At 68.6% G+C, this 26,983-nt stretch carries 28 protein-coding genes; 18 read left to right on the top strand and 10 right to left on the bottom strand.

Features of this window, described 5'->3' with window-relative positions; genetic code table 11:
* Positions 1-40 precede the first annotated feature (40 nt).
* Genes ACZK5G_RS12380 through ACZK5G_RS12360 form a run of 5 tightly spaced genes read left to right on the top strand, consistent with a single transcriptional unit; the run spans position 41 to position 4,151 of the window.
* Complete coding sequence (locus tag ACZK5G_RS12380) at positions 41-1,255, top strand: coproporphyrinogen III oxidase (protein ID WP_478463521.1); 1,215 nt, start codon at positions 41-43, stop codon at positions 1,253-1,255.
* Between the two features lie 11 nt (positions 1,256-1,266).
* Positions 1,267-2,043, top strand: a complete 777-nt coding sequence (locus ACZK5G_RS12375; protein WP_285303378.1) for a helix-turn-helix domain-containing protein — start codon at positions 1,267-1,269, stop codon at positions 2,041-2,043.
* Positions 2,044-2,062: 19 nt separating this feature from the next.
* On the top strand, positions 2,063-2,806 hold the full coding sequence (modA, locus tag ACZK5G_RS12370) for a molybdate ABC transporter substrate-binding protein (protein ID WP_049423005.1): 744 nt from the start codon (positions 2,063-2,065) through the stop codon (positions 2,804-2,806).
* 3 nt (positions 2,807-2,809) lie between these two features.
* Positions 2,810-3,493, top strand: a complete 684-nt coding sequence (gene modB / locus ACZK5G_RS12365) for a molybdate ABC transporter permease subunit (RefSeq protein ID WP_006371078.1) — start codon at positions 2,810-2,812, stop codon at positions 3,491-3,493.
* Positions 3,483-4,151 (top strand): sulfate/molybdate ABC transporter ATP-binding protein, encoded by a 669-nt coding sequence (locus ACZK5G_RS12360; protein ID WP_478463518.1) that lies wholly within the window; start codon positions 3,483-3,485, stop codon positions 4,149-4,151. Before modB ends, ACZK5G_RS12360 begins: the two co-directional genes overlap by 11 nt.
* 332 nt (positions 4,152-4,483) lie before the next feature.
* Here the strand turns inward: ACZK5G_RS12360 and ACZK5G_RS12355 are convergent, their stop codons facing one another.
* From ACZK5G_RS12355 to ACZK5G_RS12330, 6 genes are read right to left on the bottom strand one after another with little or no spacing between them, the layout of a single operon-like run.
* Entirely contained in the window at positions 4,484-5,284 is an 801-nt protein-coding gene (locus ACZK5G_RS12355; protein WP_478463517.1) for a class I SAM-dependent methyltransferase, read from the bottom strand.
* Positions 5,281-6,057, bottom strand: a complete 777-nt coding sequence (locus ACZK5G_RS12350; protein ID WP_478463515.1) for an ABC transporter ATP-binding protein — start codon at positions 6,055-6,057, stop codon at positions 5,281-5,283. Before ACZK5G_RS12350 ends, ACZK5G_RS12355 begins: the two co-directional genes overlap by 4 nt.
* Complete coding sequence (locus ACZK5G_RS12345) at positions 6,054-7,067, bottom strand: FecCD family ABC transporter permease (RefSeq protein ID WP_478455564.1); 1,014 nt, start codon at positions 7,065-7,067, stop codon at positions 6,054-6,056. Before ACZK5G_RS12345 ends, ACZK5G_RS12350 begins: the two co-directional genes overlap by 4 nt.
* 2 nt (positions 7,068-7,069) lie before the next feature.
* On the bottom strand, positions 7,070-8,107 hold the full coding sequence (locus tag ACZK5G_RS12340; RefSeq protein ID WP_248857791.1) for an ABC transporter substrate-binding protein: 1,038 nt from the start codon (positions 8,105-8,107) through the stop codon (positions 7,070-7,072).
* Entirely contained in the window at positions 8,104-8,646 is a 543-nt protein-coding gene (locus tag ACZK5G_RS12335; protein WP_248857790.1) for a DUF2478 domain-containing protein, read from the bottom strand. Before ACZK5G_RS12335 ends, ACZK5G_RS12340 begins: the two co-directional genes overlap by 4 nt.
* A gap of 2 nt (positions 8,647-8,648) precedes the next feature.
* Positions 8,649-10,631 carry a TonB-dependent receptor plug domain-containing protein gene (locus ACZK5G_RS12330; protein ID WP_478463514.1) on the bottom strand — a complete coding sequence of 661 codons (1,983 nt, stop codon included), beginning with the start codon at positions 10,629-10,631 and terminating at the stop codon, positions 8,649-8,651.
* Positions 10,632-10,813: 182 nt separating this feature from the next.
* Between ACZK5G_RS12330 and ACZK5G_RS12325 the strand changes: the two genes are divergently transcribed.
* Positions 10,814-11,620, top strand: a complete 807-nt coding sequence (locus ACZK5G_RS12325) for a TOBE domain-containing protein (RefSeq protein WP_180848229.1) — start codon at positions 10,814-10,816, stop codon at positions 11,618-11,620.
* A 351-nt stretch (positions 11,621-11,971) separates the two neighbouring features.
* On the opposite strand, the gene ACZK5G_RS12320 is transcribed toward ACZK5G_RS12325, so the two are convergent.
* From ACZK5G_RS12320 to ACZK5G_RS12305, 4 genes are all read right to left on the bottom strand, one after another.
* A complete protein-coding gene (locus ACZK5G_RS12320) occupies positions 11,972-13,501 on the bottom strand; it encodes a diflavin oxidoreductase (RefSeq protein ID WP_478463512.1) in 1,530 nt (509 codons plus the stop codon).
* Positions 13,498-13,926: a PAS domain-containing protein gene (locus ACZK5G_RS12315; protein WP_032128130.1), complete on the bottom strand. Its 429-nt coding sequence runs from the start codon at positions 13,924-13,926 to the stop codon at positions 13,498-13,500. Before ACZK5G_RS12315 ends, ACZK5G_RS12320 begins: the two co-directional genes overlap by 4 nt.
* Positions 13,927-14,154: 228 nt before the next feature.
* Positions 14,155-14,469 (bottom strand): AzlD family protein, encoded by a 315-nt coding sequence (locus tag ACZK5G_RS12310; protein WP_032128129.1) that lies wholly within the window; start codon positions 14,467-14,469, stop codon positions 14,155-14,157.
* Entirely contained in the window at positions 14,466-15,197 is a 732-nt protein-coding gene (locus ACZK5G_RS12305; RefSeq protein WP_014037422.1) for an AzlC family ABC transporter permease, read from the bottom strand. Before ACZK5G_RS12305 ends, ACZK5G_RS12310 begins: the two co-directional genes overlap by 4 nt.
* Positions 15,198-15,326: 129 nt before the next feature.
* On the opposite strand from ACZK5G_RS12305, the gene ACZK5G_RS12300 reads away from it, so the two are divergent.
* The 12 genes from ACZK5G_RS12300 (at position 15,327) to gspE (ending at position 26,979) form a co-directional block, all read left to right on the top strand.
* Positions 15,327-15,791: an Lrp/AsnC family transcriptional regulator gene (locus ACZK5G_RS12300; protein ID WP_005409896.1), complete on the top strand. Its 465-nt coding sequence runs from the start codon at positions 15,327-15,329 to the stop codon at positions 15,789-15,791.
* A gap of 693 nt (positions 15,792-16,484) precedes the next feature.
* Positions 16,485-17,165 (top strand): TonB-dependent receptor, encoded by a 681-nt coding sequence (locus ACZK5G_RS12295; RefSeq protein WP_478463511.1) that lies wholly within the window; start codon positions 16,485-16,487, stop codon positions 17,163-17,165.
* Positions 17,166-17,181: 16 nt separating this feature from the next.
* Positions 17,182-17,712: an RNA polymerase sigma factor gene (locus tag ACZK5G_RS12290; protein WP_032128154.1), complete on the top strand. Its 531-nt coding sequence runs from the start codon at positions 17,182-17,184 to the stop codon at positions 17,710-17,712.
* 69 nt (positions 17,713-17,781) lie between these two features.
* The gene (locus ACZK5G_RS12285; RefSeq protein WP_478463509.1) at positions 17,782-18,762 is read left to right on the top strand and encodes a FecR family protein; all 981 of its coding nucleotides are present in this window, start codon (positions 17,782-17,784) and stop codon (positions 18,760-18,762) included.
* 58 nt (positions 18,763-18,820) lie between these two features.
* Complete coding sequence (locus ACZK5G_RS12280) at positions 18,821-19,372, top strand: hypothetical protein (protein ID WP_032128125.1); 552 nt, start codon at positions 18,821-18,823, stop codon at positions 19,370-19,372.
* A 120-nt stretch (positions 19,373-19,492) separates the two neighbouring features.
* Positions 19,493-20,077, top strand: coding sequence for a hypothetical protein (locus tag ACZK5G_RS12275; RefSeq protein WP_478463508.1), 585 nt, complete (start codon positions 19,493-19,495; stop codon positions 20,075-20,077).
* Positions 20,078-20,134: 57 nt separating this feature from the next.
* Positions 20,135-20,572 (top strand): type II secretion system major pseudopilin GspG, encoded by a 438-nt coding sequence (gene gspG, locus ACZK5G_RS12270; RefSeq protein ID WP_110712520.1) that lies wholly within the window; start codon positions 20,135-20,137, stop codon positions 20,570-20,572.
* A 9-nt stretch (positions 20,573-20,581) separates the two neighbouring features.
* Positions 20,582-21,487 (top strand): type II secretion system minor pseudopilin GspK, encoded by a 906-nt coding sequence (gene gspK / locus ACZK5G_RS12265; RefSeq protein ID WP_478463507.1) that lies wholly within the window; start codon positions 20,582-20,584, stop codon positions 21,485-21,487.
* Positions 21,484-22,647, top strand: coding sequence for a type II secretion system protein GspL (gene gspL, locus ACZK5G_RS12260; RefSeq protein WP_478463506.1), 1,164 nt, complete (start codon positions 21,484-21,486; stop codon positions 22,645-22,647). Before gspK ends, gspL begins: the two co-directional genes overlap by 4 nt.
* The gene (gspM, locus tag ACZK5G_RS12255; RefSeq protein ID WP_201116371.1) at positions 22,644-23,171 is read left to right on the top strand and encodes a type II secretion system protein GspM; all 528 of its coding nucleotides are present in this window, start codon (positions 22,644-22,646) and stop codon (positions 23,169-23,171) included. Before gspL ends, gspM begins: the two co-directional genes overlap by 4 nt.
* Positions 23,168-25,549, top strand: a complete 2,382-nt coding sequence (gspD, locus tag ACZK5G_RS12250) for a type II secretion system secretin GspD (protein WP_478463505.1) — start codon at positions 23,168-23,170, stop codon at positions 25,547-25,549. Before gspM ends, gspD begins: the two co-directional genes overlap by 4 nt.
* Positions 25,546-26,979: a type II secretion system ATPase GspE gene (gene gspE / locus ACZK5G_RS12245; RefSeq protein WP_478058307.1), complete on the top strand. Its 1,434-nt coding sequence runs from the start codon at positions 25,546-25,548 to the stop codon at positions 26,977-26,979. The genes gspD and gspE overlap by 4 nt, the downstream gene beginning before the upstream one ends.
* The last annotated feature ends 4 nt before the right edge of the window (positions 26,980-26,983 follow it).

Here is a 26,983-nt window from a genome sequence, read left to right as displayed (position 1 = left end):
ATCAGGGCCACGCGAAGAGGAACGCCCGAAGATGTGTGCCATGAGCTTCCACGTCGATGAGAGTGAGGACACTGCGCTGCAGGCGGCATTGCTGCGGCAACCCCGGTATGTGCTGTTTCCGGCGGCTGACCAGTTCAGCACCGGGTTTGGCGAAAGCGGCTGGCGTGCCGCCGTGCGTGCCAGCAACGAGCACCTGATCCCGCGTGGCTTGACGCTCGGCTTCCAGGCCGGTCGTGGCGGGCGCGATGTGCCGCCGCAGGCGTATCTGGACACCTTGCTGCTGGCCCTGCAGCTGCAGGCCGATGCCCTGGCCGAGGACCGCGAAGTGGTGGCGATGGTGTTGCAGCTGGGATTGGCGGAGACATTGCCGCCGCCGCAGCTGGGCCAGCTGCTGGACGCCGTGCCGCAGCACCTGCGCACGGTGGCGCGGCCGCAGGTGGAAGTGCGGCTGGACGCCGGCAGCGCGCTCTCACCGGCGCAGCTGCGCGCGGTGGGTTGCACCCGCCTGAACGTGATCGACCGTGCCGATGCGCCGGGGCCGACCCTGCTGGCACAGGCGCGGCAGGTCGGCTTCACTGCGCGCTACTACCAGCTGCGCGTGCCCGCCAGTGAGGACACCGGTTTCATCGAGCGTCTGCATGAGGTGCTGGCCGAAGCACCCGAGCGCATCCTGTTGCCAGCGCCGTGCGCATTGCCACGGGATCCCTCGGCGGCCCACTGGCTGCAGGCCTGGCGCCTGCTGCGCGCAGCAGGCTACGAACCGATCGGTGGTGACCACTACCAGCGCGGCGACCTGCCGAACCCGCATGGCCCGGGCGATGGCCAGCGTCATTGTGACCTGGCCGGCGTGCCACGCCGCGACCGCAGCGATTTCATCGGGCTTGGCCTGTCCGCCTGCAGCCAGATCGGCGAGGTGTTCTACCGCCTGGAGGACGAGCTGGGCGAATGGCGGGCGCGATTGCAGTCCGGTCACATGGGCGTGGCCGCGGGCCTGATCCTGTCCGAGGACGAGCGGATGGCGGCCGAGGTGGCACAGAGCATCGCCTGCGACCATGCCCTCGATGCGGCCGCCTTCGAGTGGCGTAATGATGAACCCTTCGAGGAATGCTTCGCCGAACAGCTGCCGGCGCTGTCGCCGTTGCTGGCGCGCGGCTGGGCGCAGTGGGATGCACGCGTGCTGCGGCTGGCCGAAGAAGGGCGGTTGCTGTGGCGTATGATGGCCGCATGCTTCCGGCCGGCGGCCGCCATCGCTTGAGTCCTGCCCCGATGTCTTCAACTCCGCCTTCCCAGGGCCGCCTCGGCCGGGCCACGCCGAACCCCGCCGCCGCCGATGATGGCGACGCGCTGCACTTCTGCAGCACCTGTGCGTTTTCCGATGCCTGCATGTCGCAGGGTTATGACAAGACCGCGCTGGGCGACCTGCACGTGCTGGTCGACCACGTCGGCCCGTTCCATGCGGGTGACTACATCTTCCGCGCCGGTGAATCGTTCGATTCGATTGCTGCAGTGCGCGCCGGCATGGTCAAGACCTTCGTTGACGACAGCCAGGGCAACGAGCAGGTGCTGGGCTTCAGCCTGCCGGGCGAGGTGATCGGCCTGAACGCGATCCACGGGTCGCGCTTCCCCTGCAATGCGGTGGCGCTGGACACCGTGCACCTGTGCCGCATCTCGTTCCCCAAGCTGAGCCTGCTGGCCACGCGCATGCCGGGGCTGCAGGCCAAGCTGTTCAGCCTGCTCAGTGCGGAGATCGGCAAGGTCGCCACGCTTGCTGCCAACCACCGTACCGAAGAGCGCATGGCTGCGTTCCTGCTCGACATGTCCGAGCGTTACGCGCGGCGTGGTTTTTCCGCCACGCGCTTCAACCTGACGATGGCGCGTACCGAGATTGCCAACTACCTGCGGATGGCGCCGGAAACCGCCAGCCGCGTGCTGCGTCGCCTGAGCGATGATGGGATCATCGCGGTGAAACAGCGTGAGATCCTGCTGCTGCAGCCCGAGCGCCTGGCGGTGCTGGCGGTGGCCGACGAATCCGATCCGAACTGAACCTGGCCGGGAGCCGACGATGAAACGCGCTGGACTGTTGTTGCTGGGACTGCTGGCCACGCTGCCGGCCTGGGCCGCCGAGCTGACGGTGTCGGCGGCATCGAGCCTGACCGAGAGCTTCCGTGAACTCGGCACCGCCTATGAGAAGGCACACCCGGGAACCAAGGTCGATTTCAACTTCGCCGCGTCCGGCGTACTGCTGCAGCAGATCAGCCGCGGCGCGCCGGTGGATGTGTTCGCGTCGGCCGATGAAACCACGATGGACCAGGCCCAGCAGCAGGACCTGCTGGCGGCCGGCACCCGCGAGGTGTTCGCGGTGAACGCGCTGTGGGTGGTGGTGCCGCCGCAGGCCAAGGCTGCGCCGCGTACCTTGAAGGACCTGGCCGGTGCCGGTGTGCAGCGCATCGCACTGGGCAACCCGGACAGCGTGCCGGTCGGCCGCTATGCCAAGGGCGCGCTGGAAGCAGCGGGCCTGTGGCCGTCGGTGCAGGGAAAGACCATCACCACGCAGAACGTGCGCCAGTCGCTGGATTACGTGGCGCGCGGTGAAGTGGACGCCGGCTTCGTCTATGCCACCGATGCGCAGGCAATGCCCGACCGCGTGCGCCGCGCTTTCGCGGTGCCGGTGGCGGGGCGCATTGCCTATCCGCTGGCGGTGACCAAGGCCAGTACGCAACCGGCTGAAGCCAAGCGCTTCACCGCCTTCGTGCGTTCGGCACAGGGCCAGGCGATCCTGGCCAGGCACGGGTTCGGCAAGCCCTGAGGCATGGATCTCGACTGGAGCGCACTGGGGTTGTCGCTGAAGGTGGCCGGTTGGGCCACCGCGATCAATCTGGTGCTGGGCGTGGCACTGGGCGCGCTGCTGGCGCGTCGGCGCTTTCCCGGCCGTGAGCTGCTGGATTCGCTGCTGACCCTGCCAATGGTGTTGCCGCCGACGGTGCTGGGCTATTACCTGCTGGTGCTGATCGGCCGTAACGGACCGATCGGTGCGTGGTTGCAGTCGTGGTTCGGCATCAACCTGGTGTTTACCTGGCAGGCGGCAGTGATCGCTGCGGCGGTGGCCTCGCTGCCGCTGGTGTTCAAGCCGGCACGCGCGGCGTTCGAGGAAGTGGACGGACAGCTGGAGCAGGCCGCACGCACGCTTGGTGTGTCCGAAGCGGCGGTGTTCTTCCGCATCACGCTGCCGCTGGCCTGGCGCGGCATCCTCGCCGGCCTGCTGCTGGCGTTTGCACGTGCGATGGGCGAGTTCGGCGCCACTTTGATGGTGGCGGGCAGCATTCCGGGCCGCACGCAGACGCTGTCGATCGCCATCTACGAGGCGGTGCAGGCTGGGCAGGACGGCAAGGCCAATGCGCTGGTGATCCTGACCTCGGTGGTCTGCATCGTGATCCTGCTGCTGGCCGCACGGCTGGTGGGCGGGCGTCGCCGGGAGCTGCGTGATGTGGCTTGACCTGCAGGTGCAGCGTCGGCTGCAGGCGGCCGGCCAGGATTTCGTGTTGGACGTATCGCTGCAGTGCACGCAGCGGCAGGTGGTGCTGTTCGGGCCCTCGGGCGCGGGAAAGAGCCTGACGCTGAAGGCGGTGGCCGGGCTGCTGCGGCCGGGCCAAGGTCATGTGCGGCTGCAGGGGCAGACCCTGTTCGATGCGGTCACCGGTGTGGATCTGCCGCCGCAGCGCCGCCGGCTGGGCTACGTGTTCCAGGATTACGCGCTGTTCCCGCACCTGAGCGTACGCCAGAACGTGGCGTTCGGTCTGCAGAAGGGGTGGTTGAATCCGAGGGCTGGCCAGCGCTTCGATGCGGTGGAGCAGTGGCTGCACGCATTCCGCATCGACACGGTCGGTGATCTTCTACCGTCGCAGGTCTCCGGTGGCCAGCGCCAGCGCACTGCACTGGCACGCGCCCTGGTGACACAGCCGCAGGCGCTGCTGCTGGATGAGCCGTTCTCCGCGTTGGACCATGATCTGCGCCAGCACCTGCGCCAGGAGCTGGAGACCGTGCTGGACAAGACTGGTATTCCGTTGCTGTTGATCAGCCACGATCCGCAGGATGTAGCCATGTTCGGCCAGCAGGTGGCACGCGTCGTCGACGGCCGCATCGTCGGCGATTGACCCGTGCTGGGCGCACTGGCGATGGTGGGTTACATCTGATGGTAGTGCCGGCCGCTGGCCGGCAACCATGGAATCCGGAGCAGCCGGCCAGCGGCCGGCTCTACCGGTTCAGGAGTTCCGCGACGCACGGGCAATGGATGGCCATATCTGATGGTAGTGCCGGCCGCTGGCCGGCAGCCATGGAATCCGGAGCAGCCGGCCAGCGGCCGGCTCTACCGGTTCAGGGGTTCCGCGACGCTCAGGCGATGAATGGTTGCATCTGATGGTAGTGCCGGCCGCTGGCCGGCAACCATGGAATCCGGAGCAGCCGGCCAGCGGCCGGCTCTACCGGTTCAACCGTTCGTCGCCCACTGGATGAACGCCCAGCGTCGCGTCGGCGCCATGCCGAAACGATGCTGGGGTGAGCGGGCATGCCATGCGCGCACGCGTGCTTCCTCATCCGCATCCAGCGCACCGAACAGTTCCACTGCCTGGCGCACCAGGCCATCGGCATCCTGTGCGACATCACGCACTGATTCGGGCAGGTAGTCGACCTGCGGCTCGCGCCCCATGTCCAGCAGCATGTTGATCGGGTAGCGATGGTCGGGCATCGGCACCCAGTCACGGCCAAGCAACTCGGCCAGCTCCGGTACGCCGGCACGAGGGCCGGTGGCGAAAGTAATACAGGCGCGCTGGCGGGCGTGCGCATCCAGCCTGCGCAGCGCAGCCTCCAGATCCGGCACCATCAACGAGCGCGAGGCAATGGCCAGATCGCAACGTGGCACGTCGTGCCAGTCGTCGGTCCACGACAGCGCCCACGGCGTGATGTTGGGAATGCCGTCGCGGGTGATCGCGGCGCGCAGGCCGTCGAGCATGCCGGTGCTGTAGTCGAGCGCGTGCACGTGGCCGACCTGCGTGGCGATTGGCAGGCTGAGCAGGCCGGGGCCGCAGCCCACGTCCAGCACCGTGGCTATGCCACTGAGATCAAGGCGGGCGAGGAGCGCCTCACTGTAGTCGTCGTGGCGGCGCTTCCAGCTGGACTGTGCGGCCCGTGCATCCCAGGCACTGGCCGGCTTGGCCTGGAAGCCGCAGGCCTGCAGGTGTTGGAGGTAGCGTGTGCTGTGGTCGATCGGGGTCGGTAGGGGTGTACTCATAGTGGCGTTCCAGAAGCGGGCAGGGCGGCGGCTACGCGTGCGGCATCGACGCCATACAGGGTGGCGAGGCGTTCGGGCGTTGCGACCTCACGGGCAGGACCGAGCGCCTGCAGGCTGCCGGTGGACATCAACGCGATGCGGTCGGCCACCTGCAGCGCGTGCTGCGGTTGATGGGTGGACAGCAGCACGCCGATGCCACGGTCGGCCAGGCGGCGCACGGTGTCGAGGATGCGCAGCTGGTTGCCAAAGTCGAGGCTCGCGGTGGGCTCATCCATCACCAGCAGTTGCGCCTGCTGGGCCAGTGCGCGCGCAATCAGCACCAGCTGGCGCTCACCACCACTGAGCGTAGTGACGGTGCGTTCGGGCAGCGCCTGCAGGCCCAGTTCGCACAGGCAGTCATCGGCGATGGCCTCGTCGGTGCGGCCAGGTGCGGACAGCAGGCCCAGGTGCGCGGCGCGGCCCATGGCCACCACCTCGCGCACGCGCCAGGCGAAGGGCAGTGGCGCGGCCTGCGGCACGTACGCCATGCGGCGGGCACGGGCGGCGCGATCATGCGCGCGCAGCGGCGTGCCCTGCAGGTCCACTTCGCCGCGTACGGCAGGCAGCAGGCCGAGCAGGGTGCGGAACAGGGTGGTCTTGCCACAGCCGTTCGGACCAAGCAGGCACAGCACCTCGCCGGGCTGCACAGACAGTGCAAACTGCGCGCCCAGTGCCACGCCGGCATGGCCGATGACCAGACCACGGGCTTCCAGAAGCGGGGCCGCCGCATTCATGGGCGACGCTCGCTGCGTGCCAGCACCAGCAGGAAACACGGCACGCCGACGAAGGCGGTGAGGATGCCGAGTGGCAGTTCGATCGGCGCCAGGGTGCGCGCCAGCGTATCGGCGGCAAGCAGGAAGCTGGCGCCAAGCAGCAGGCTGGCCGGCAGCAGGCGGCGGAAATCAGCACCGACCAGCAGCCGCGCGATATGCGGAACCACCAACCCGACCCAGCCGATGATGCCGGCGAGTGACACCGCTGCCGCCGTGCACAGCGTGGCGGCGGCAATCAGCGTCCAGCGCAGCGGGGTGACCGCCACGCCCAGTGCGCTGGCCTCCTCGTCGCCGAGGCCCAGCAGGTTCACCCGCCAGCGCAACAGCACCAGCGGCAACAGCCCGATCAGCAGCAATGGCGCGGTGACCTTGAGGTCGTCGATCACCACCGCGTTCAAGCCACCCAGCAGCCAGAAGGTGATCGACGGCAGCTGCGTGTACGGATCGGCCAGCAGCTTCAGCAGCGAGATGCCGGCGCCGAGCAGCGCCGACACCGCGACGCCGGCCAGCACCAGCACCAGGACCGGATCGTGCCGCCGCACCAGCGCTGCCACCAGGCAGACCAGGCCCACGGCCCCAAGCCCACCGGCGAAGGCGATGCCCTGCACCAGCAGCATCGGCAGGCCGAGGAACAGCCCCAGCGACGCACCGAGGCCCGCGCCGGCCGAGACGCCGAGGATGTCCGGCGACACCAGCGGATTGCGGAACATGGCCTGGTAGGCGGCACCGGCTGCCGACAGTACCGCGCCGATCAGCATGGCCGCGAGCACGCGTGGCAGGCGGATGTGCCAGAGCGCGGCCTGCACTGCGGGCGCGCTGGGTTCGCCGATGCCGAACAGCTGCCAGCCGATGGCCTGCAACAGCGCCGCCGGGCGCACCGGAAACTGGCCGACCGAGAACGCCAGCAACAGCATTGCCAGCAACAGGCTCCAGCCACCGGCATGCCAGGTCCAACGTGGAAGCGTTCGCATGTTCAGGCGTTCGCATCCAGGCTGCGTGCAAGCGCGGCGGGCAGTGGCTGGCCCCACAGCAGCTGATGCAGCGTGCCGATGCGGTCACGCAGCGCGGCCGGGGCCAGCGCGGGGACTGCGCCCGGATGCAGCCTGGACAGCAGCCAGGGCAGGCCGGGCAGGCGGTTGACACCGGGCGGACCATCCAGCCATCCGAATGGCAATACCGGTGCGCAGTGCAGGCGGCGCTCGCGCACGGCACGCAGGGCGCGCCAGCGCGGGTCCTGTGCCGCCTGCGCGGCGAAGCCAGCATCCTGGGTCAGGATCACGTCCGGATCCCAGGCCAGCAGTTGTTCGAACGACACCCGGGCAAGGCCCCCGGCGCCGGCACTGGCAGCCACGTTGCGGCCGCCACAGAACTCGATGACTTCGGTGTTGATCGAGCCGGACAGACCGCTTTCCAGGCCATCGCTGCCACGCCCGTAGTACACGGTGGGCCGCGTCGCAGCGGGACGCGTCGCCAGCACCTCGTGCACCAGTGCCAACTGCGCCTCCGCCGCCTGCGCCAGTGCTTCGCCACGTGCGGCAACGCCCAGCAGCCGGCCGACGTGGCGCAGCTGCGCCGGATGATCGGGCAGACGGCCGGCAATCAGCTCGAACGGAATCGCGGTCTGCTTCCAGACCCGCTCGGCCGAGTCGCGGTAATTGGCATCGAAGTCACCGGCATCCAGTACCAGGTCCGGCTGCATCGCAAGCAGGCGTTCAAGGCTGACCGTGCTGCCGCGCCCGCCCAGGCGACCGACCACCGGCAGCGTGCGCAGCGACGCCGGCAGCTGCGCCAGGGCTTCGGGCGATACCTTCATCGGCCAACCGAGCAGACGTTCGGGTGCCACGGCGGCGAGCAGTACCGCAGCCGGCGGACCGGCCGCGAACACGCGCTTGGGCGTGGCCTTGGGCGCACCCAGCCGCAGCACGCGCTGCGCCGGCATCGCCAGCAACTTGGCATTGACGACCAGCAACGGTGCCAGCGCGAATGCCTGCAGCAGGGCGCGCCGCCTCATGCGGCGGCCTCCGGCGCGGTCCGGCAGGCATCCCACCAGGCCTGCAACGCCGCGTCATCGGCGGGCAGCTCGACGGCCATGCCGCCGGTGAACTGGCGCCACGCTTCGAGGTAGGGCAGCTTCACCGCGGTCAACAACGGGATGCCGGCCAGCATCAGCGCCAGCAGCTCATCGGCCATGCCGCCGCCTTCCGATTCCAGCGTGCCGAAACGGTTGGCGATGACCAGCGCGGCGTGGTCCTGCAACGCGCGGCGCAGCACCACGCTGGCATCGGCGATGCCGCCCGGGTCCAGGTTGCAGCCACAGGAGGCCGGGCCCAGCGCCTGGCTGATCGGGAAGCGTGAGCCGGGATCGGTCACGTCCATCAGTGCCATGCGCTTGTTGCCGTTGGCGATGGGTTCGTGCGGCAGGTGCACCAGCCCGCGCACGCGGTGGCCGGCGGCCAGCTGGCGTGCGGCGAACGCGGCCAGAAGGGCATCGGGCTCGCCGCTGTGGTCATGCACGATCGCGGCAATGCGCGGGGCCTGTATGGCGGTCATGCTCAGAACCTCCAGTTGGCGTTGGCAAACCAGGTGCGGCCCGGCATCGGGTAGCCGTCGGCCAGTTCGTACCATTTGTCACCGATGTTGCGCACGCCGAGGTCGAAATCCCAGGCCTCGCGCGGGCTCCAGCTGGCCTTGAAGCCGGTGATGCCATAGCCGGGCAGGTCACGTACCGGGCGTGCGGCATCGGCGTAGCTGACCTTGCGGCCCTGTTCGGCTTCCAGCGTGGCCTGCAGCTTCAACTGCGGCAGAAGCTGCCAGCCCAGCGCCATGAACAGCCGTTGGCGCGGACTGTCGAGCAGGGCCACGCGGCGGTCTTCCAGGTTGGTGCGGCGCAGCCAGGTGTAGCTGGTCTGCAGGTCCCAGTCGTCGCCGATGCGCTGGCGCAGGCCCAGTTCCACGCCCTGGTGGCGGGCCTTGCCGATGTTCTGCGCCTGGTTGCAGGTGCTGCCACCACATTCGCGCGAGGCCACCACGGCATTCTGGATCAGGTCATCGATGCGGCTCTGGAAGAGGGCGGCCTGCAGTTGGCCACCGTCCCACCAGCGGCCACGCAGGCCGATTTCGAAATGCGTGGCATGTTCGGCCTTCAGGTCCGGATTGGGCAGCGCCGCACCCATGCGCGCCGAGTAGCGGTCCTTGATGGTCGGGAAACGCGTGCGCCGCGCGGCGCTTGCGTACCACTGCTGGTCCGGCGCCAGCTGCTGCACGTACTCCAGCACGGCGTTGGTGGCATCGGTGCTGCCGGTCGGCCAGAAGTACACGCGCTTGGCGTCGCGGCGGTCATGGCCGATACCCACGCGCAGGTGCGAGGTGTCGGTCAGCGCGATGCGGTCCTCGATCGCCACCGAAGTGGTGACATCACGGAAGTCCTTGGTCGGCGAGTGCGGGTTGCGCTCGCTGTGCTGGTCTTCCTTGTAGTGGATCGCGAACTGCAGTTCCTGGCGCGGCAGCGCCGTCGTGGCCAAGGTCACCGAGCCGCCCACGGTGCGGTCATCGTAGATGCTGGGGAAGCTGCTGTTGTCCATCGCCACCTGGTAGCTGCCGTCGGTGTAGGCGTCCAGGCCGTTGCCATAGGTATCGCGGTAGACGCGGGTGCGCAGCGTGGTGTGCTCACCCAGGCGGGTGTTGCCGATGAAGTACAGGCTGTCCTTGTCCCACCACGGCCAGCGCCAGTAGCGGATGCCGCTGCGCGCGGTGCCGGTGTAGACCGGGTTGTCCTTCTCGCCGTCCTGGCGCGCGTAGCCGATTGCGTACTCGTCGCCCTCGCGCGGGGTGTAGCCCAGCTTGAACGACAGGCGATGGTCGTCGCGCGAGGCGTTGCGCCGGTCCTTGCCGGTGTCGGTGGGTACGCGCTTGTAGTCGACGAAGCCCTTCGGCAGCGGGAACTCATCGGCCTTCAGGATCGACGCACCGAGCTGGAAGTACCAGTCGCCACGACGCCCGCCGAGGTTGACCGCCGCCTTGCGCTCGCCGCCATCGGCGATGCCCAGCCGCACGTCGCCTTCCAGCGGGCGCTCGGGGCGGCGGCTGACCAGGTTGATCGCACCGCCGAGGATGTTCGGTCCGTACAACAGCGAGGCGCCGCCGCTGGCGACCTGGATCTCGGCCAGGTCGAAGGTGGTGAAGCGGCCGAAGTCCACGTAGCCGTCATAGGGCACGTACAGCGGGATGCCGTCGAGGAACACCGGCACCTGGCGCGCATCGAAGCCGCGCAGGTAGACCATGTCCTCGTTGCGCGAGTTGCGCGCCAGGCTCACGCCCGGCAATACGCTGACCGCATCACCGACCGTGTTGCGGTCGAGCTGCTGGATGCGTTCGGCGTCGAGGCTGCGTTCGGCCACGGTGGGCGACGTGCCGCGCTCGGCATGCACGTCGATCGTGCCCAGGGTGAACACCGGCGGCGAGGCCGTGTCGGCCGCGGTGGCGGCAAGCGGGAGCAGCAGGGCGGACAGGGGTAGAACGAAACGACAGGTACGCATCCTCGCGAGTCCTCGGGTTCGTTATATCCAAGATGATATAACGGTTGGCAGGGGTCAACTTGATGACCGACCCGGGGATTCTCGGCGCTGGCCGGCACGGCCACCTTGATCGATATCAAGCACGGTGCAGGGCGGTCACGCCGTACACTGGCCGCTCGCGCGAACGCAGGGATCGAAGCACGATGAGTGAGGCCGAGCCGCCGTTGGAGCTGCAGGGCAACCTGTGGCTGAGCATTGCCGGGCAGAGCGTGGGTGGCCGCGGACGCTTCGCGCTGCTGGGCCTGATCGATGCGTGTGGCTCGATCAGCCAGGCCGCCAAGCGCATGGGCATGACCTACAAGAACGCCTGGGACGCGGTGGACGCGATGAACACCGCGGCCGGCGAACCGCTGGTCGCGCGCAGCGTGGGCGGCCGTGGTGGTGGCGGTGCGCGACTGACCGAGCGCGGCCACCAGCTGATCGCGCGGTTCGAGGAGGTCGAGCGCGCGCACCGTACGTTCCTGCAGTCGCTGCAGGCCACCCCCGGGCTGGACGAGGATCTGGCCCTGATCCGGAGAATCGGCATGATCACCAGTGCACGCAACCAGTTCCACGGCCGGGTCAGCGCGCTGGCCACCGGCGCGGTGAATGATGAAGTGCAGATCGAAGTGGCACCGGGCCTGGCGCTGGTGGCCACCATCACCCATGGCAGCGTGGAATCGCTGGGGCTGGCGGTGGGCGTGCCGGCCTATGCGCTGGTGAAAGCCTCGTCGGTGATCGTGGCGCAGGGCGAGGGCGCGCGCTACTCGGCGCGCAACCAGTTCACCGGCACGGTGGAGCGGATCACCGAGGGCGCGGTGAATGACGAGGTGGTTGTGGACATCGGCCATGGCTGCAGCGTGGTGGCGGTGATCACCCGCGCCAGTACCGCAGCGCTGGAATTGCGCGAAGGCAGCACGGCAACAGTACTGTTCAAGGCGTCGAGCGTGATCGTGGGCGTGCCGATGTAGAGCGGTCTGGTAGTGCCGGCCGCTGGCCGGCAGCTTCATGGTGCGAAGCGCAGCCGGCCAGCGGCCGGCTCTACCGATCCAGGGTTCGTGCGGTCCAGTGGTGATGGATCAATACAACTCGCAGTGCGTGCGGCCTTCGCCCCGCAGCGCGTCCCAGTGCCCCTCGCCACTGGCGGTGATCACCCGCGCCAGTACCGCAGCGCTGTTCAAGGCGTCGAGCGTGATTTTGGGCGTGCCGATGTAGAGCGGTCTGGTAGTGCCGGCCGCTGGCCGGCAGCTTCATGGTGCGAAGCGCAGCCGGCCAGCGGCCGGCTCTACCAATCCAGCGTTCGGGCAATCCAGTGGAATGGATCAATACAACTCGCAGTGCGTGCGGCCTTCGCCCCGCAGCGCGTCCCAGTGCCCTTCGCCACTGATGGCATCGATGGCCTCGCGCACCGCGCTTTCCAGGTGGCTCTTGTTGCCGCACAGGTACAGATGCCCACCGCGGGCCAGTACATCGCGCACGTCATCGCCGCGCTGCTGCAGCACATGCTGCACATAGACCTTTTCGGCGCCGTCGCGCGAGAATGCAGTATGCAGGCCGGCCAGCACGCCTCGCGTGTGCCAGTCCTGCAGCTGTTCGCGGTACAGGTAATCGTGCTGGCTGTGCTTCTCGCCGAACACCAGGTGCACTTCGCGCGCGCAGGCGCTGGCCTGCAGCTCCTGCATCAGCCCCATCAACGGTGCGATGCCGGTGCCGGTGCCGACCAGCAACAGGGGGGCTTCGCCGGTATCGGGCAGATGGAAGCCGGGGTTGGAGCGGCAGTACACACGGGCATGGTCGCCACCGTGCAGCAGGCTGCCGGTGGCTGTGCCAACGCGCTCGCGGCCGCGCAGGGTGTAGCGTACTTCGCGCACGCACAGGCTCAGCTGGTCGTTGCAGGGGTGCGAGGCAATCGAATAGGCGCGCGGCAGGCGCGGTGACAGCAGCTCGTGCAGGCGGGCCAGCGGCACGCTGTCCGGGGTAGCGTGGTCCTGCAGCACGTCCAGCAGGTCCAGCCCGTGCAGGTAGGCTTCCAGCTCGCGTTTCTGGCTGACCTTCAGCAGGCCCTTCAGCAGCTCGCTGCCGCCGAGCCTGGCCAGTTCGCGCAGCACGCTCTTGCTCAGCAGGCGCAGCTCGCGGTCATGCAGGGCGGCCACGGCGGCGGTGTCGCCATACCAGGCGGCCAATGCCTGCAGCAGGGCAGGGTCGTTCTCGGGCACCACGTGCAGGGTGTCACCGGCGCGATACGCCATGCCACTGCCGGCGATATCCAGCTGCAGGTGCCAGGCGGCCGGGTCGCTGCTGTTCAAGCGGCGGCGTTCGAGAATGGGGGCGGCAAAGGCATTGTCTTCGCCATAGGCGGTGACCTGAAGGCGCAGGTCGTGGCCAGCGTTCACGTCGCCGTCCAGCACCTGGCCCAGCACCGGCTGCCATTGCTGGAAGAACTGCTCATAGCCCAGGTCGGCATCCACGCGGTGCAGCAGCGGCTGCGCCTGGCGCTCGCTCAGCGCGGCATCCAGCGCCTTGGTGAAGCCACAGAAGCTCGGGTAGCCGGTGTCACCGAGGCCGAATACTGCATAGCGCAGGCCGCTCAGCGTTGGGGTCTGGCGCAGCGTTTCGAAGAACCGCTCGCCGTTGGCCGGCGGTTCGCCATCGCCGAACGAGCTGGAGATCGCCAGCAGCACGTCGCCGTGGCCGAGGCTGGCCACGTCGATGTCATTGAATGCAAGCACCTGCGGCGCGTGCGGCTGCAGGTCCGCGCCCAGGCGCTGGGCCAGGGCGCGGGCATTGCCCGACTCGGACGCGAAACCCACCAGCAGGCGGCTGAAGGGCGTACTGGTCGGGAGGGCGTTCACGCGGCCTCGTAGAAGTCGTCGAACTTTTCCTTGCTGAACTCGACCAGGTCGTAGTTCTGCATCAGATCGTTCACCACGCGGCGGATGCTGATGTACGAGGTGATGTTGCCCTCGGCGTCGAACAGCGGCTGCACGGTGGTGTCGACCACGTAGAGCACGCCGCCCTTGCCGAGGTTGGGCACGATGCCGGTCCAGGTCTTGCCGGCCTTGATGGTGTCCCACATGTCCTTGTAGACGGCCTTGGGCACGTCCGGGTGGCGCACGATGCTGTGCGGCTGGCCGATCAGTTCCTCGCGGGCGAAGCCGGTGAGCGTGCAGAACAGGTCGTTGGCGTAGGTGATGTTGCCCTGCAGGTCGGTGGTGGAGATCACCATGACGTTCTGCATGGCGTTCAGCAGCTGGGCGTTGTCGGGGGTGTAGCTCATCGCAGGGTCCTTGTGGATGCCGGTAACGCCGGCGTGTTCGGGTCCTGCATAGAAATACGCCCGCACGGCGGCGGGCGGTTTGACATTGATCAAGTGGATGGCGGGATCGACTGCGACCGGGTGTCGCAGGGAGAATCTCTGTAGAGCTGAGCCCATGCGCGGCTCATGCGGCAAGCGGGAATGCCAGCAGTCGAGCATGGGCTCGGCTCTACAGGAACGGCGAGCGCGTCAGCCCATCAGATAGCGCAGTACACCCGCCGAGACCACGCCGATCAGCACGGTCGGCAGCATCGACAGCCGCGTGGCGGCCAGCAGGGTGATCGCCAGCGCGGCGAGGTCGGCGGGCTTGTCGGCGACGAAGTCGGGCGCGATCACCGAGATCAGCACGCAGCCCGGCGCGGCTTCCATCACCGTTACCGCGCGCTTGCTCAGTGTGCGGTTGCGCAGCGCGAGGAAGCCGATGATGCGGGTCAGGTAGGTGGCAGCGGCCATCAGCACGATGGTCAGCACCGAGGTCCAGTGGATCAGTCCGTTGAAGATCATGCCGCGTCCTCCGCCAGCAGCCAGGCTGCGGCCAGGCCGGCCAGCGCGCCGCTGGCCACGTACCAGGCGCCGGGAACCAGCAGGTAGGTGGCCGCGGCCACCACCAGGCTGACCAGCCACGGACGCGCTGCTTTCATGCCCTGCCACATGCCGCGCAGCAGCACCAGGAACACGGCCGGGAAGGCCATGTCGAAGCCGTAGGCGTGGATGTCGCCCAGCATCGGCCCAACGATCGCGCCCAGCGCGGTGCAGGCGACCCAGACCGTATACAGGCCTGCCGACACGCCCAGGTAATAGGCCAGGCTGAAGCCGAGCGCGCGGCGGCGCGCATCGGCCACGCCCATCGCCCAGCTCTCGTCGCACATGAAGAACAGCGCCGGCAGCACGCGGCGGCGCGGCAGGTGCTGCAGCAGCGGGGCCAGGCTGGCGCCCATCAGCAGGTGGCGGCTGTTGACCAGCGCGGTGATCGCCACGATCAGCGCGATATGCGGCGGCGAGGTCCACAGTTCGACGGCGGCGAACTCCGAGCCGCCGGCGAAGTTGAGGCCGGTCATCAGCGGCACTTCCAGGGCGCTCAGGCCTTTCTGCGCGGCCTGAGCGCCGAGCACCAGGGCGAACGGAATGAAGCCGATCATCACCGGCACGGCGGCGCGCAGGCCGCGCAGGAATTCGGCACGCGGCGCGGTATCGCAGGTGTCGGGCAGGGGGAGGGTGGTACGGGCGTCCATGGAACGGCACAACGAGGTGGGGGGGGGGGCCATGCTAGCGGTCCAATCGCGAAATCGGGTTGCGTTGATGCCATTCGATTCGGGAATATTGAGATTCCATGCGGCCAAGGTCGCCAAAGGTGAAATTCCATGCAGTACCAGCTCGACAACCTCGATCGCCGCATCCTCGATGCCCTGCAGCGTGATGGTCGCCTGCAGAACCTGGAGTTGGCCCGGCAGGTGGGCCTTTCGCCCTCGGCCTGCCTGCGGCGGGTGCGGCTGCTGGAGGAGGGCGGCTACATCGACCGCTACGTTGCCCTGCTGAATGAGGCCAAGGTGGGCCGTGGCTTCACGGTGTTCGTGCGGGTCTGGCTCCGCGGGCAGGACGAGGACACCACCAATCACTTCATCAACAGCATCAAGTCTTTCCCGGAAGTGCTTGAATGCCATCTGATGGCGGGCGACTGCGACTTCCTGCTGCGGGTGGCGGTGGCGGACCTGGATGCTTACCGGCAGTTCCAGATGCAGCACCTGAACCGGATTGCCGGGGTGCAGAACACCAAGACCGAGATTCCGATGCAGCGGATCAAGCAGACGACCCAGTTGCCGCTTTGAGGGATGGGGGTTCCGGCCGGGTTGCACCCGGCACCCGCGGTAGTGCCGGCCGCTGGCCGGCAACGTCAGGAGCAACAGCAACGGCAGGCCTACTGAGGGATGGCGGGGTGGGTCCGGTTGCAGGGGACGCTGCAAGTCCCCCTCCGGGGCCCGGCCCAGCCGCTGGCGGCTGTGCGTTCGGGCGCTTGCGAAGCAGTGCTTCGCAAGCAAAGCGCCCTCACCCATGTAAGCTCGGTCGCCGCTTGCTCGTGTGCGCAGTCCTGCGCACACGGCAAGACCGGGGTTGGGCGTCCTGCCCAACCCGCCGGGCGCATGCGCCCGACCCATGCGGCTCACGCCCCCGCAACCGGACCTACCCCGCCTTCGACAGATTTCCGCGATTTGTCGGAACGGCATGAGCCGCTCTTGGTGGGTGTCGACCTTGGTCGACACGTTTTGGTCGGCACGGGGTCGGATCCCGTTGCTGCGCAACGGGCTCTGACCCCACGCCTGGAGGACATGGTCTGTTCGATTCGTTGATGCCTGATCCGTGACTGGCTCCAGGAAGGCTGGCCCGACGGTTGGCCGTGGGCAGCGGTCATCGCAATGACATCTGGCCCCGGTACGGTTTGAGCCCGCTTGCTGGTCGCGCGCGGGCCGGGGTTCCGGTCGTGGCGCGCGTCCACTGCAGCTGCTGTCGCTGCCGAGGGTCATGTGTTCTACGTCAGGGGGCTGAATGGACACCATGCGGTCAGAACTTGGAAGGTGGCCATCGCCGCATGGCTGCTGCTGTCCTTTGCCGCTGTGGCGCAGGACGGTGTTCATGCCTACGACATCCCTGCGCAGCCGCTGGAGCAGGCGGTCGAGCGCTTCAGCGTCATCAGCGGGTGGTCGGTGATGTACCCGGGCGATCTTGCCGCCGGCCGTAGCAGCCATGCGCTGCGCGCCAGCCTTGCGCCGCTGCCTGCCTTGCAGATGCTGCTGCAGGATTCCGGTATCGAGGCCGAGGTGATCGGCGAGCAGCGTGTGGTGCTGCGCCGGGGCACGCCTGCGGCAGCCGAACCCGGTATTGGCGCCGAGCTCCCGGATGCCGAGCGTCGGCGCCGCTATGGCGGCCTGCAGCAGCGGCTGCGTGCGGCGTTCTGTGACGACCCCGAGATCGCGCCCGGCCGCTATGCCGCAACGCTGCGCTTCCGCGTCGACGGCGAGGGCCGGGTGCAGCAGCCCGAGCTGCTGTCGGGCAGCGGAAGTGCCCGCCGCGATGCGCGCCTGCTTCAGGCGCTGCAGGGCCTGGTGCTGGCGCGCGATGCCGCTGCGCTGCCGCAGCCGGTGACCCTGCAGATCCGACCTTCCGGCACCGACCACGACTGTGGCCGGCGCTCGCCCCTTCCATGACTTCAAGGATTCGAACATGAGCAACGGTACGGCTGGGGCAGTTGACCTGATGGACCACCTTCTGGGGGCCTACGACGAGCTGAAGCGCCGGCTGGTGCGCAAGCTGGGCTCGGAGGAGCTGGCCGGCGATGCGCTGCAGGACACCTGGATGCGCCTGAGTGCGCGCCGTGACCGCCTGGATGCGGTGCAGAACCCCGCGGCCTACCTGCTGCGCATGGCGATGAACACGGTGATCGACCGCCAGCGTGCCGACCACCGCCTGCTGAGCCTGGAAGAGGTGGATACGCTGATGGAGATGGCCGACCCGGCACCGGGCCCGGCGCAGGCGGCCGAACTGGATTTCGCGCTGGAAGACATGGTCGGCCTGCTGCAGCGCATGCCCGAGCGCCGACGCCGCATCCTGCTGGCGATCCGGGTCGATGGCCTGCAGCAGCGCGACGTCGCCGACCAGCTGGGCGTGTCGCTGCGGCTTGTGCAGCGCGAGCTGAAAGCGGCCCAGGACTACCTGGCCGAGCGCAGCGGACAGGGGCGTCAGGTGCGGTTCTGAGCGACGGCATCCGTCTACACTTTGACGCCGAGCAGAACCCCGCAGCGTGCGGGTCCGGCATGAGCCCCCATGGATCCTGACGATCGCCCGCAACGCCCGCTGGATGCCGTCGAGCGTCAGGCTCACGCGTGGGTGGTGCGGCTGACCTCGGGCGAGGCCACCGCCGCCGATGGGCGCAGGTTCCGCGAGTGGTGCGAGGCTGACCCGCGTCATCGCGAAGCATTCGGCCGTGCGCGCCGGCAATGGGAGCGGGTACGCCTGGCCGGCGAACAGCTGCCCGCCGCTGCGCGCCAGCCGGTCGCGCCGACGCCGTCCCAGCGCTGGAGCCGGCGCGCCTTCCTGGGCGCCGCGATTGCCGCACCGGCCAGTCTGGTGGTGGTGGCGGCGATCCGCCCGCCGTTGGGGCTGTGGCCCTCGGTGACGGCGATGGCGGCCGATTTCCACACCGGCACCGGTGAACGGCTGCAGATCGCGCCCTTGCCGCAGCTGAAGATCGAACTGGATACACAGAGCAGCCTGCGCCGTCGTTCGGACACGCTAGGCGAAGGCTTCGAGCTGGTGCAGGGCCAGGCCGCGATCGAAACCCAGGCAGGCCTGCGCCTCGCCCTGTTCGCGGGGCCGGGCTGCGTGATCGCCGATGAAGGTGCGGTGCGCCTGGACGTCCGCAACACTCACGGCCAGGTACGGGTGACCTGCCTGCAGGGCAGCGCCCGCATCGAGCACCCGCAGGGCCGCCTGCAGCTGCAGGCGGGCCAGCAGACCCAATACGACGAGCGCCTCAGTGGCGTGGTGGCCGAAGCCCTGGCCTCGGAAGTGAGCGCCTGGACCGAGGGTATGCTGGTGTTCCGTCGCGCTCCATTGCGCGAGGTGGTGGATGAAATCAACCGCTACCGCCGCGGCAAGGTGCTGCTGGGCGAATCGGCGTTGGCGCGGGCCCCGGTCAGCGGTCGCTTCCGCATCGATGATCCGGACGCGGCGCTGGAGCAGCTGCGACTGACGATGTCGCTGGATCTGCGTCGCTTTCCGGGTGGCATTGCCGTCCTTGGTTAGATGAAGACGCTGGCCGTGCGCGCCGTGCAGGGCTGTTGCAAGCAAGGAGACGCCAAGGATGCGCAACGAGACCATCGGTGTGCTGGATCTGCGCCGCAACCTGTCGGCGTTGCTGGAAACCACGCAGCGACGGCCCTTGATGGTGCATCGCTACGGCTCGCCATGGGTGTGCGTGGTGTCCGACGCGCAGTGGCAGCAACAGGCCGTGCTGCTGGACTTCGATCCGCAGTCGCACCCGTTGGCGATGCTGCTGCGGCTGCAGCAGCAGGTGCTGCCCCTCGCTGAGGCCGGCACGCTGCCGCCTGCGGCGATGGCGCGCGTGCTGCTGCTGATGGGCATGCACGGCATCGACGATCTCGTGCAACTGCACGAGCAGGTACAGCATCATCGTCTTTGGCACTGGTTCGTGGCCGGCAGCCATGGCGTGATGGATGGCTGGCAGCTGCCAGCGCTGCGTGTTGCGATGGCGTCATGGTGCGATGACGTGGATATGTCCAATGCGCTGGCAACGTTCGCCGCACGCAGCGATGTGGCGATACTGGCGCGCCGTTGCGGGGGCGAAGCGCCGCGACTGGAGCGCGAAGCCTGCAGGCAGATGACGCTGCGATGACGTAGCTGATGAAGCGCCACGCAGCGCACAGAGACGCATTCGCGTTGTCGCTTCACCTGCCTTGCTGACGTCTTCTCCAGAGTACGACGCACCACGCGTCGCGGAGCACGGGCGGCGCCGATGGCAGACAGTCGCAGGATCAGCATGCTGGAGCTGGATCGTCACCTGAGCCAGTCGCTGGAACAGGCACGGCATACGCCCGTGAACGTGCAGCGCTATGGGCACTCGTGGGTCTGGGTACTGTCCAGTGACGCCTGGGCCGATGCGGCGCGCTGGGCGGCACTGGACAGCAGCGCGCATCCGCTGGCGGCGTTGCGGCGCGCCCTCGATCTGCAGCTGCGGCCCTGGCCCGAAGCGGCCATGAACGCGCTGCCGCTTGATGCAGGCGATGTGCGGCTGCTGCAACGTGCGGCGCTGCTGGTGGTCGTGCGTGATCTCAACAGTGCGCAACGCGTGTACGACGATCTGCGCTACCACCAGGCCTACCGGATGTTCATCGGCCTCGACCATGGCACCGCGTGGTCACCGATGCAGTGCGTGCGCCTGCTGCAGGCCTGCGCGCACCCGTTGCTGCGCGGCTGCATCGACGATGCGCTGGCCAGCGTGCCGCAGCACTTGTTCGAGTCTGCATGTGTACCTGCGGCACGTGCTGCGCCTGCACAGGCACACGCGCAGCGAATAGCAGGCGGATGTTTATCGTACTGACACATGCACCGCTGACCATGGCGCAGCGGTCTCTTCCAGGATGACGAGGGCGGAACAATGGCAAGGCAGGTGGGTGGTCGCAGGGCTCGGCAGCAGGGCTTCAGCCTGATCGAGATCATGGTGGTGGTGGTGATCATCGGCATTCTCGCGGCATTGATCGTGCCGCGGTTGATGGACCGTCCCGACCAGGCGCGCGTGGTGGCGGCGCGCCAGGACATCGCGGCGCTGATGCAGGCATTGAAGTTGTTCAAGCTGGACAACGGTCGCTATCCCAGCGCCGAACAGGGCCTGCAGGCGCTGGTGAAGCCGCCGCAGGGCGGCGGTGCGATGCCGGTGACGCCGTATCTGGATCGCCTGCCGAATGACCCATGGGGCCATCCGTACCAGTACCAGATTCCCGGAACCCATGGCGACATCGATGTGTTCTCGCTGGGTGCGGACAGCAAGCCCGGTGGCGACGCCGGGAACGCGGACATCGGCTCCTGGCAGCTGTGAGGCGTGCAGATGACAGCCCGGACGCGTTCGGTCCCGTGCACCCGCCAGCGCGGCATGGCGGTGATCGTCGCCCTGCTGGTGGTGGCATTGGTGGCGGTGATTGCCACTGCACTGCTGACCCGGCAGTCGGCACAGCTGCGTGCGCTGCGTGGCGACCAGCTGCGTGCGCAGGTGCGCATGGCGGTCGATGCCACCCTGGAGCGCGCGGCGCAGCAGCTGCGTGACGATGTAAAGGAGCAGTTGACCACGGTGCGCAGCGGCCGTTGGGCGCGTCCACTGACGCTGCAGGCGCCGCTGCCGGTGCAGTTGCAGCTGGTCGATGCACAGTCCATGTTCAACCTGCGCAACCTGCTGGCCTATGGCAAGCCGGACCTGGAGGCACGGCGCGCGTTCATCGCGCTGTGTGCCGGGCAGGGCCTGGGGCAGGGTGCCTGTGCATCTGCTGCCGATCACATCCAGGCGAGGCTGCGTGATGGCGACCTGCAGGCGCAGGCGCCGTTGCCGCGTGAATCGGTGATCGAGCAGGCCCTGGCGGGCGCCGACCCAGTGGCGGTGCAGGCACTGGCACGGCGCACCGTGGTGCTGCCGGCCCAGACCCTGGTCAATGCCAACACCAGTGACATCAGCGTGTTGCAGGCGGTCACTCCCGGCGTGGAGCCGGGGCGCCTGCAGGCGCTGCTCGGTGAGCGCGACGGTGGCCACTGGCTGCTCAACCGCGGCGATATCGCCAATCGACTGCAACTGAGCAACGCGCAGATGGCCGTGGTGCCGCTTGGCATTCATAGCGAGTGGTTCCTTGCCGTCGGCCAGGTACAGGCCGATGGCAATGCGGTCGACTTCCGGGCCCTGATCTGGCGCGAGTACCGCGATGACAGTGTGCGCGTGCAGCGTGTGTGGACGAGGATTGGAGCATGAGCGTGCAGCTGAGGGTGCGCCTGCCGGCGCTGGAACACCTGCGCGCCGACAGTACGGTCGAGTGGGCGCAGATGCACAAGGGTGGGGTGCTGGCCCATGGCCGCGAGGGCTTGGCCGTGCTCGGGCAACGTCATCCGCAGGCCGAGGTGCTGGCCTGTCTCGATCCGCAGGACCTGATCCTGCTGGAACTGCAGCTGCCGCCACTGTCGGGCCGCAGGCTGCAGGCCGCACTGCAGGGCGAAGTAGAGGCGATGCTGCTGGATGACCTGCAGGAGGTCGCGTTGGCACACGGTGCGCAGGCGGCGGACGGCACGGTTCCGGTGGCCTGGCTCGGCCAGCAGGCAGTCCTGCAGGCGCAGCAGCTGCTGGCCTCGTGCGCACTGCAGCTTCAGGCGCTGTATCCGACGCCGCTGCTGCTGCCGTGGCAGAACGGCCAGGCAACGCTGCAGGCTGCCGGCGAGCATCTACTGGTGCGCTGCGGGCGCGATCGGGGTTTTGTGCAGTGGTGCCGTGGGCGCGACACAGCGGCGGTGCTGCAGTCGCTCGCGGCGCGTCTTCAGCAATCCGGCGTGCAGGCCGTGCAGTGGATCGACAGCGTGCCGTCGGTGTGGCCGGAGAACCTGCCGGCCACCGTGGTCGCGCATGAACGGCAGGCGTGCGGACCCGTGCCAGCGTGGTCGTTGCCACTGCCGGGTCGCAGCAGGCAGGCACCACGCGTGGCGATCGGCCTCGCATTGGCGGCGGTGTTGCTGGCTGCGCTTGGGCTGCAGCTGCAGGTCTCGCGCTGGCGCAGCGAGGGCGAGGCGTTGCAGCAGGACATGGCGCGGCAGTTCAGCTCGCACTTTCCGGAGATCACCGATGTGGTGGACCCGGTGCTGCAGGCGCGGCGCGCGCTGGCCGTGCCGTTGCCGGCGCCGCCGTTGCCATCGGTGCAGCGGCAGGTCGCAACGACGCTGCAGGCGATTCCGGAGTTGGGCGGCCAGGTGCGCGGCCTGCGCTATCAATCCGGCCAGCTGGAACTGGAGCTGGACGCCGATGCGCAGGCGGTAGCCGATGACGCACAGCGGCTGGAGCAGTGGCAGCAGGCGGCGCAGGCGCAGGGCCTGCAGCTGGCGCGCGAGGCCGGTGGACGCCTGCGCGTGAGCGGGGGCGGACAGTGACCGCCAGAGCCGTGCGCCTGGGCGAGGGTCTGGCCGGCCTGCAGCAGCGCTGGCAGCACCTGCCGCCGCGCGACCGCTGGATGCTGGGGGTGATGGTGCTGGCGCTGCTGGCAGCGGGGCTGTGGTCATTCTGGCTGGAGCCGCTGCTGAAACAGCGTGCGCACTGGCAGGCTGAGCTGCCGCGGCTGCAGGCGCAGGCGCGCGCACTGGCGCCGCTGCTGCGTGCACGCGAACGCCAGCAGCAGGTGCAGGGGCAGCGCCCGACGCTGGCCGCGCTGCGTAATGGAATCAAGTCCGCCGGCCTCGCCGATGGACTGCATGTCGAAGCACGCGACGGGCGTTGGCACCTGCAGGTGCAGGCCGTACCTGCTGACGCACTGTGGAACTGGCTGCTGCCCGTGCTGGCCGATCCGGCCATCGAACTGCAGCAGCTGCAACTGACACGCACAGGGGATGCGAACATGCCGGCGGCACGGATATCCGGAAACATCGTGATGGCACTCACTGCGGGTGGCCATTCATGAGGGCGATGCGCAGCCTTGCCTGCAGCACTGTACTGGCCCTGATCGTGGGTGGCGCTCACGTTGTTGCACCGGCACAGGCGCAGGACGCCCCCGATGAACCGGTGCAGTTGAACCTGGTGGAGACCGATATCGGCGGCGTACTGCGCATGGCGGCGCGCTTCACCGGTCGCCAGTTCCTGGTCGACCCGCGGGTGACCGGCAAGATGACCGTGGTCTCTGATGGCCCGGTCAGCCGTACCCAGGCGTACCAGTTGCTGCTGGGCGCACTGCGCATGCGTGGCTTTGCCGTGGTCGAGAACGGCGGTGTCAGCCGGGTGGTGCCGCAGGCCGAGGCCAAGCTGCTCGGTGGCCGTGTGGGCGCGGGCGGGGCCGGCGGCGAGGTGGCCACGCGCACCTTCGCGCTGCGCTACGAGAACGCAGCCGCGCTGGTGGCGGTGCTGCGGCCGATGATCAGCCCGGACAATCCGATCACCGCCAACCCGGGCAACAACACCCTGGTGATCACCGACTATGCCGACAACCTGGAGCGCATCGCGCGGGTGATCGCCAGCGTCGATACACCGGCCGGCATGGACACCGATGTGGTGAAGCTGCAGCAGGGTATTGCCGTTGACGTGGCAGCGATGGTCGCGCCGCTGCTGGATGCGCAGGGCGCCGAGCCCAGCCAGAAGGTGGTGGTGATGGCCGACCCCCGCAGCAACAGCGTGCTGCTGCGCTCCAGCAGCCCCGGCCGTACCCGCCTGGCGCGGCAGCTGGTGGAGAAGCTGGACAAGGCGCAGGACGAGTCCGGCAACCTGCATGTGGTCTACCTGCGCAATGCCCAGGCCAATCAGCTCGCCGGCGTGCTGCGCGGCGTGGTGGCCGGGCAGAGCGATGCACCGGCAATGGGCAGCAACGAAGGCATCACGCCACTGCCGGGTGACGCCAACCGCGCCACACCGTCGCAGCCGTCTCAGCCACAGCAGGCCAAGACCGGTGGCAATGCGCTGGAGTCGCAGCGGCTGGACCCGAACCGCCGCGACCCGATCGACGCCGGAAGCACTGGCTTCAGCCAGAATGGCATTTCGGTGCAGGCGGACGTGGCCACCAACACGCTGCTGATCTCGGCCCCCGAGCCGGTGTACCGCAACCTGCGGCGCGTGATCGACCAGCTCGACCAGCGCCGTGCACAGGTACTGGTGGAAAGCCTGATCGTGGAGGTGAACCAGACCGACGCGGCCGAACTGGGCGTGCAGTGGATGCTGGGCAATGGCCGCACCTTCGGCGGCACCCACTTCGGCGGCACCACCGGTGGCAGCGGGCTGAACACCACCGCACGCACCACCCTGGACGTGCTGCCCAAGGATGGCCTGAAGATCGGCGTCATCGACGGCACCATCAACCTGCCCGGCGTCGGCCAGATCCTCAACATGAAGGCGTTGGCCAACGCGCTGCAGAGCAAGGCCGGTGCCAACATCCTGTCCACGCCGAACCTGATGACGCTGGACAACGAAGCGGCCAGCATCATGGTCGGGCAGACCGTGCCGTTCGTCAGCGGCCGCTACGTGACCGACGGTGGTGGCGGCAGCAACAACCCGTTCCAGACCATCGTGCGCGAGGACGTGGGCCTGAAGCTGCGGGTGCGCCCGCAGATCTCCGAGGGCGGCACGGTGAAGCTGGACATCTACCAGGAAGTCAGCAGCATCGACGCGCAGAGCGCGAACAGCACGGCCGGCATCATCACCAACAAGCGCGCCCTGGATACCAGCGTGCTGCTGGACGATGGCCAGATCATGGTGTTGGGTGGCCTGCTGGAAGACAGTGTGAGCCACGGCCGTGATGCGGTGCCGGGGCTGGGAAAGATCCCGGTGCTGGGCGCCTTGTTCCGCAGTGATACCCGCAAGCGCGCCAAGACCAACCTGATGGTGTTCCTGCGCCCGCACGTGGTGCGCGATCCGGCCGCCGGCCAGCGCCTGACCCGCGACCGCTACGACTACATGCGCAACGCGCAGGCCGGTGCGCAGCCGGTGCAGAGCTGGGCGCTGCCGGCGCTGTCGGCACCGCAGCTGCCACCGCAGGACCTGTCTGTACTCGGCCAGGGCAATGCACGCGATGGCCAGGGCCAGCCGCTGCAGAACAGCAGCCTGGCGGCGCTGTACCCGTCCGGTGACGGCGATGCGCAGCTGGTGCAGTTCGCGCAGGGGCTGGACCCCGCGCGTGCCAGCCAAGGCGTGGCGCAGGTGCGGGCACTGGGCCTGCAGGCGTATGCCGAGGCGACGCCCGGCGAGAGCGGGCAACGCCTGCGCGTGCGATTGCCGCGCGATCCGGCGACGCTGGACCCGGCGCTGCAGCAGCTGCGCGGGCTGGGCTACACGCCGGAACTGGTGATCGGGCCGTGAGCGCCGCCGCGCCGCTGCCGTACGCCTGGGTGCGCAGCCATGGCGTGATGCTGTCCGAAGTTGGCGGCGAGTCGGTGCTGCTGGGCACTGCCGAAACCGCGGCGTGGGCCGTGGCCGAACTGCGCCGTCGGCATGGTCCGCTGCCGTTCCAGGCCCTGGATGCGGCGACCTGGCAGCAGCGGTTGGGTGAGCAGTACCGTGACGGCGGCGATGCCGCTGCCGTGGTCGGGGCTGCTGAAAGTGAAGTGGATCTGGACCGGCTGATGCAGGACATGCCGGAGGTCACCGATCTGCTGGATGCGCAGGACGATGCGCCGGTGATCCGCATGATCAACGCGCTGCTGGCACAGGCCGCACGCGATGGCGCCAGCGATCTGCACATCGAACCATTCGAGACCCATTCGGTGGTGCGCTACCGGGTGGACGGCACCCTGCGCGATATGGTGCAGCCACGGCGCGCATTGCATGCGGCGCTGGTGTCGCGCATCAAGATCATGGCCCACCTGGACATTGCCGAGAAGCGGCTGCCGCAGGACGGGCGCATCGCGATCCGCGTGGGTGGGCGTCCGCTGGACATCCGTGTCTCCACGGTGCCGACCGGGCATGGCGAGCGTGCTGTGCTGCGCCTGCTGGAGAAGGATGCCGGCCGTCTGCAGCTGCAGCGGCTGGGCATGGCCGATGACACCCTGGCGACGTTCACCGGATTGATCCGGCAGCCGCACGGCATCGTGCTGGTCACCGGCCCGACCGGCAGCGGCAAGACCACCTCGTTGTATGCGGCGCTGGGCCAGCTCGACAGCAGCACCAGCAACATCCTCACCGTGGAGGACCCGGTGGAGTATGACTTCGCCGGCATCGGCCAGATCCAGGTCAACGCGCGCATCGGCATGAGTTTCGGTACCGCGTTGCGTGCGATCCTGCGCCAGGATCCGGACACCATCATGATCGGTGAGATCCGCGATCTCGAGACCGCGCAGATTGCCGTGCAGTCGTCGCTGACCGGCCATGGCGTGCTGGCCTCGCTGCACACCAATGATGCGATCTCGGCGGTGACCCGTCTGGCCGACATGGGCGTGGAACCGTTCCTGCTGGCCTCGTCGCTGCGCGGCGTGCTGGCGCAGCGGCTGGTGCGGCGGCTGTGCACGCAGTGCCGGCGCGCCGAGGTGGACGACGATGGCCGTACCGTGTGGCGTGCGGTCGGCTGCGCGGCCTGTGCCAACAGCGGCTACCGGGGGCGTACCGGCATCCACGAGCTGTTCGTGGTGGACGATCGCGTGCGTGCGCTGATCCATGAAGGGCAGGGTGAACCTGCGCTGCGCGAGGCGGCGCGGCGTGCCGGCATGCGGACCTTGCGCCAGGACGGCCAGCGTTGGGTCGACAGCGGGGTGACCACGCTGGAAGAGATCCTGCGCGTCACCGGCGACGACTGAGGCC

The sequence above is a fragment of the Stenotrophomonas sp. 62841_Sma genome (assembly GCF_056482945.1).
This window is presented reverse-complemented; position numbering and strand designations above follow the sequence as displayed.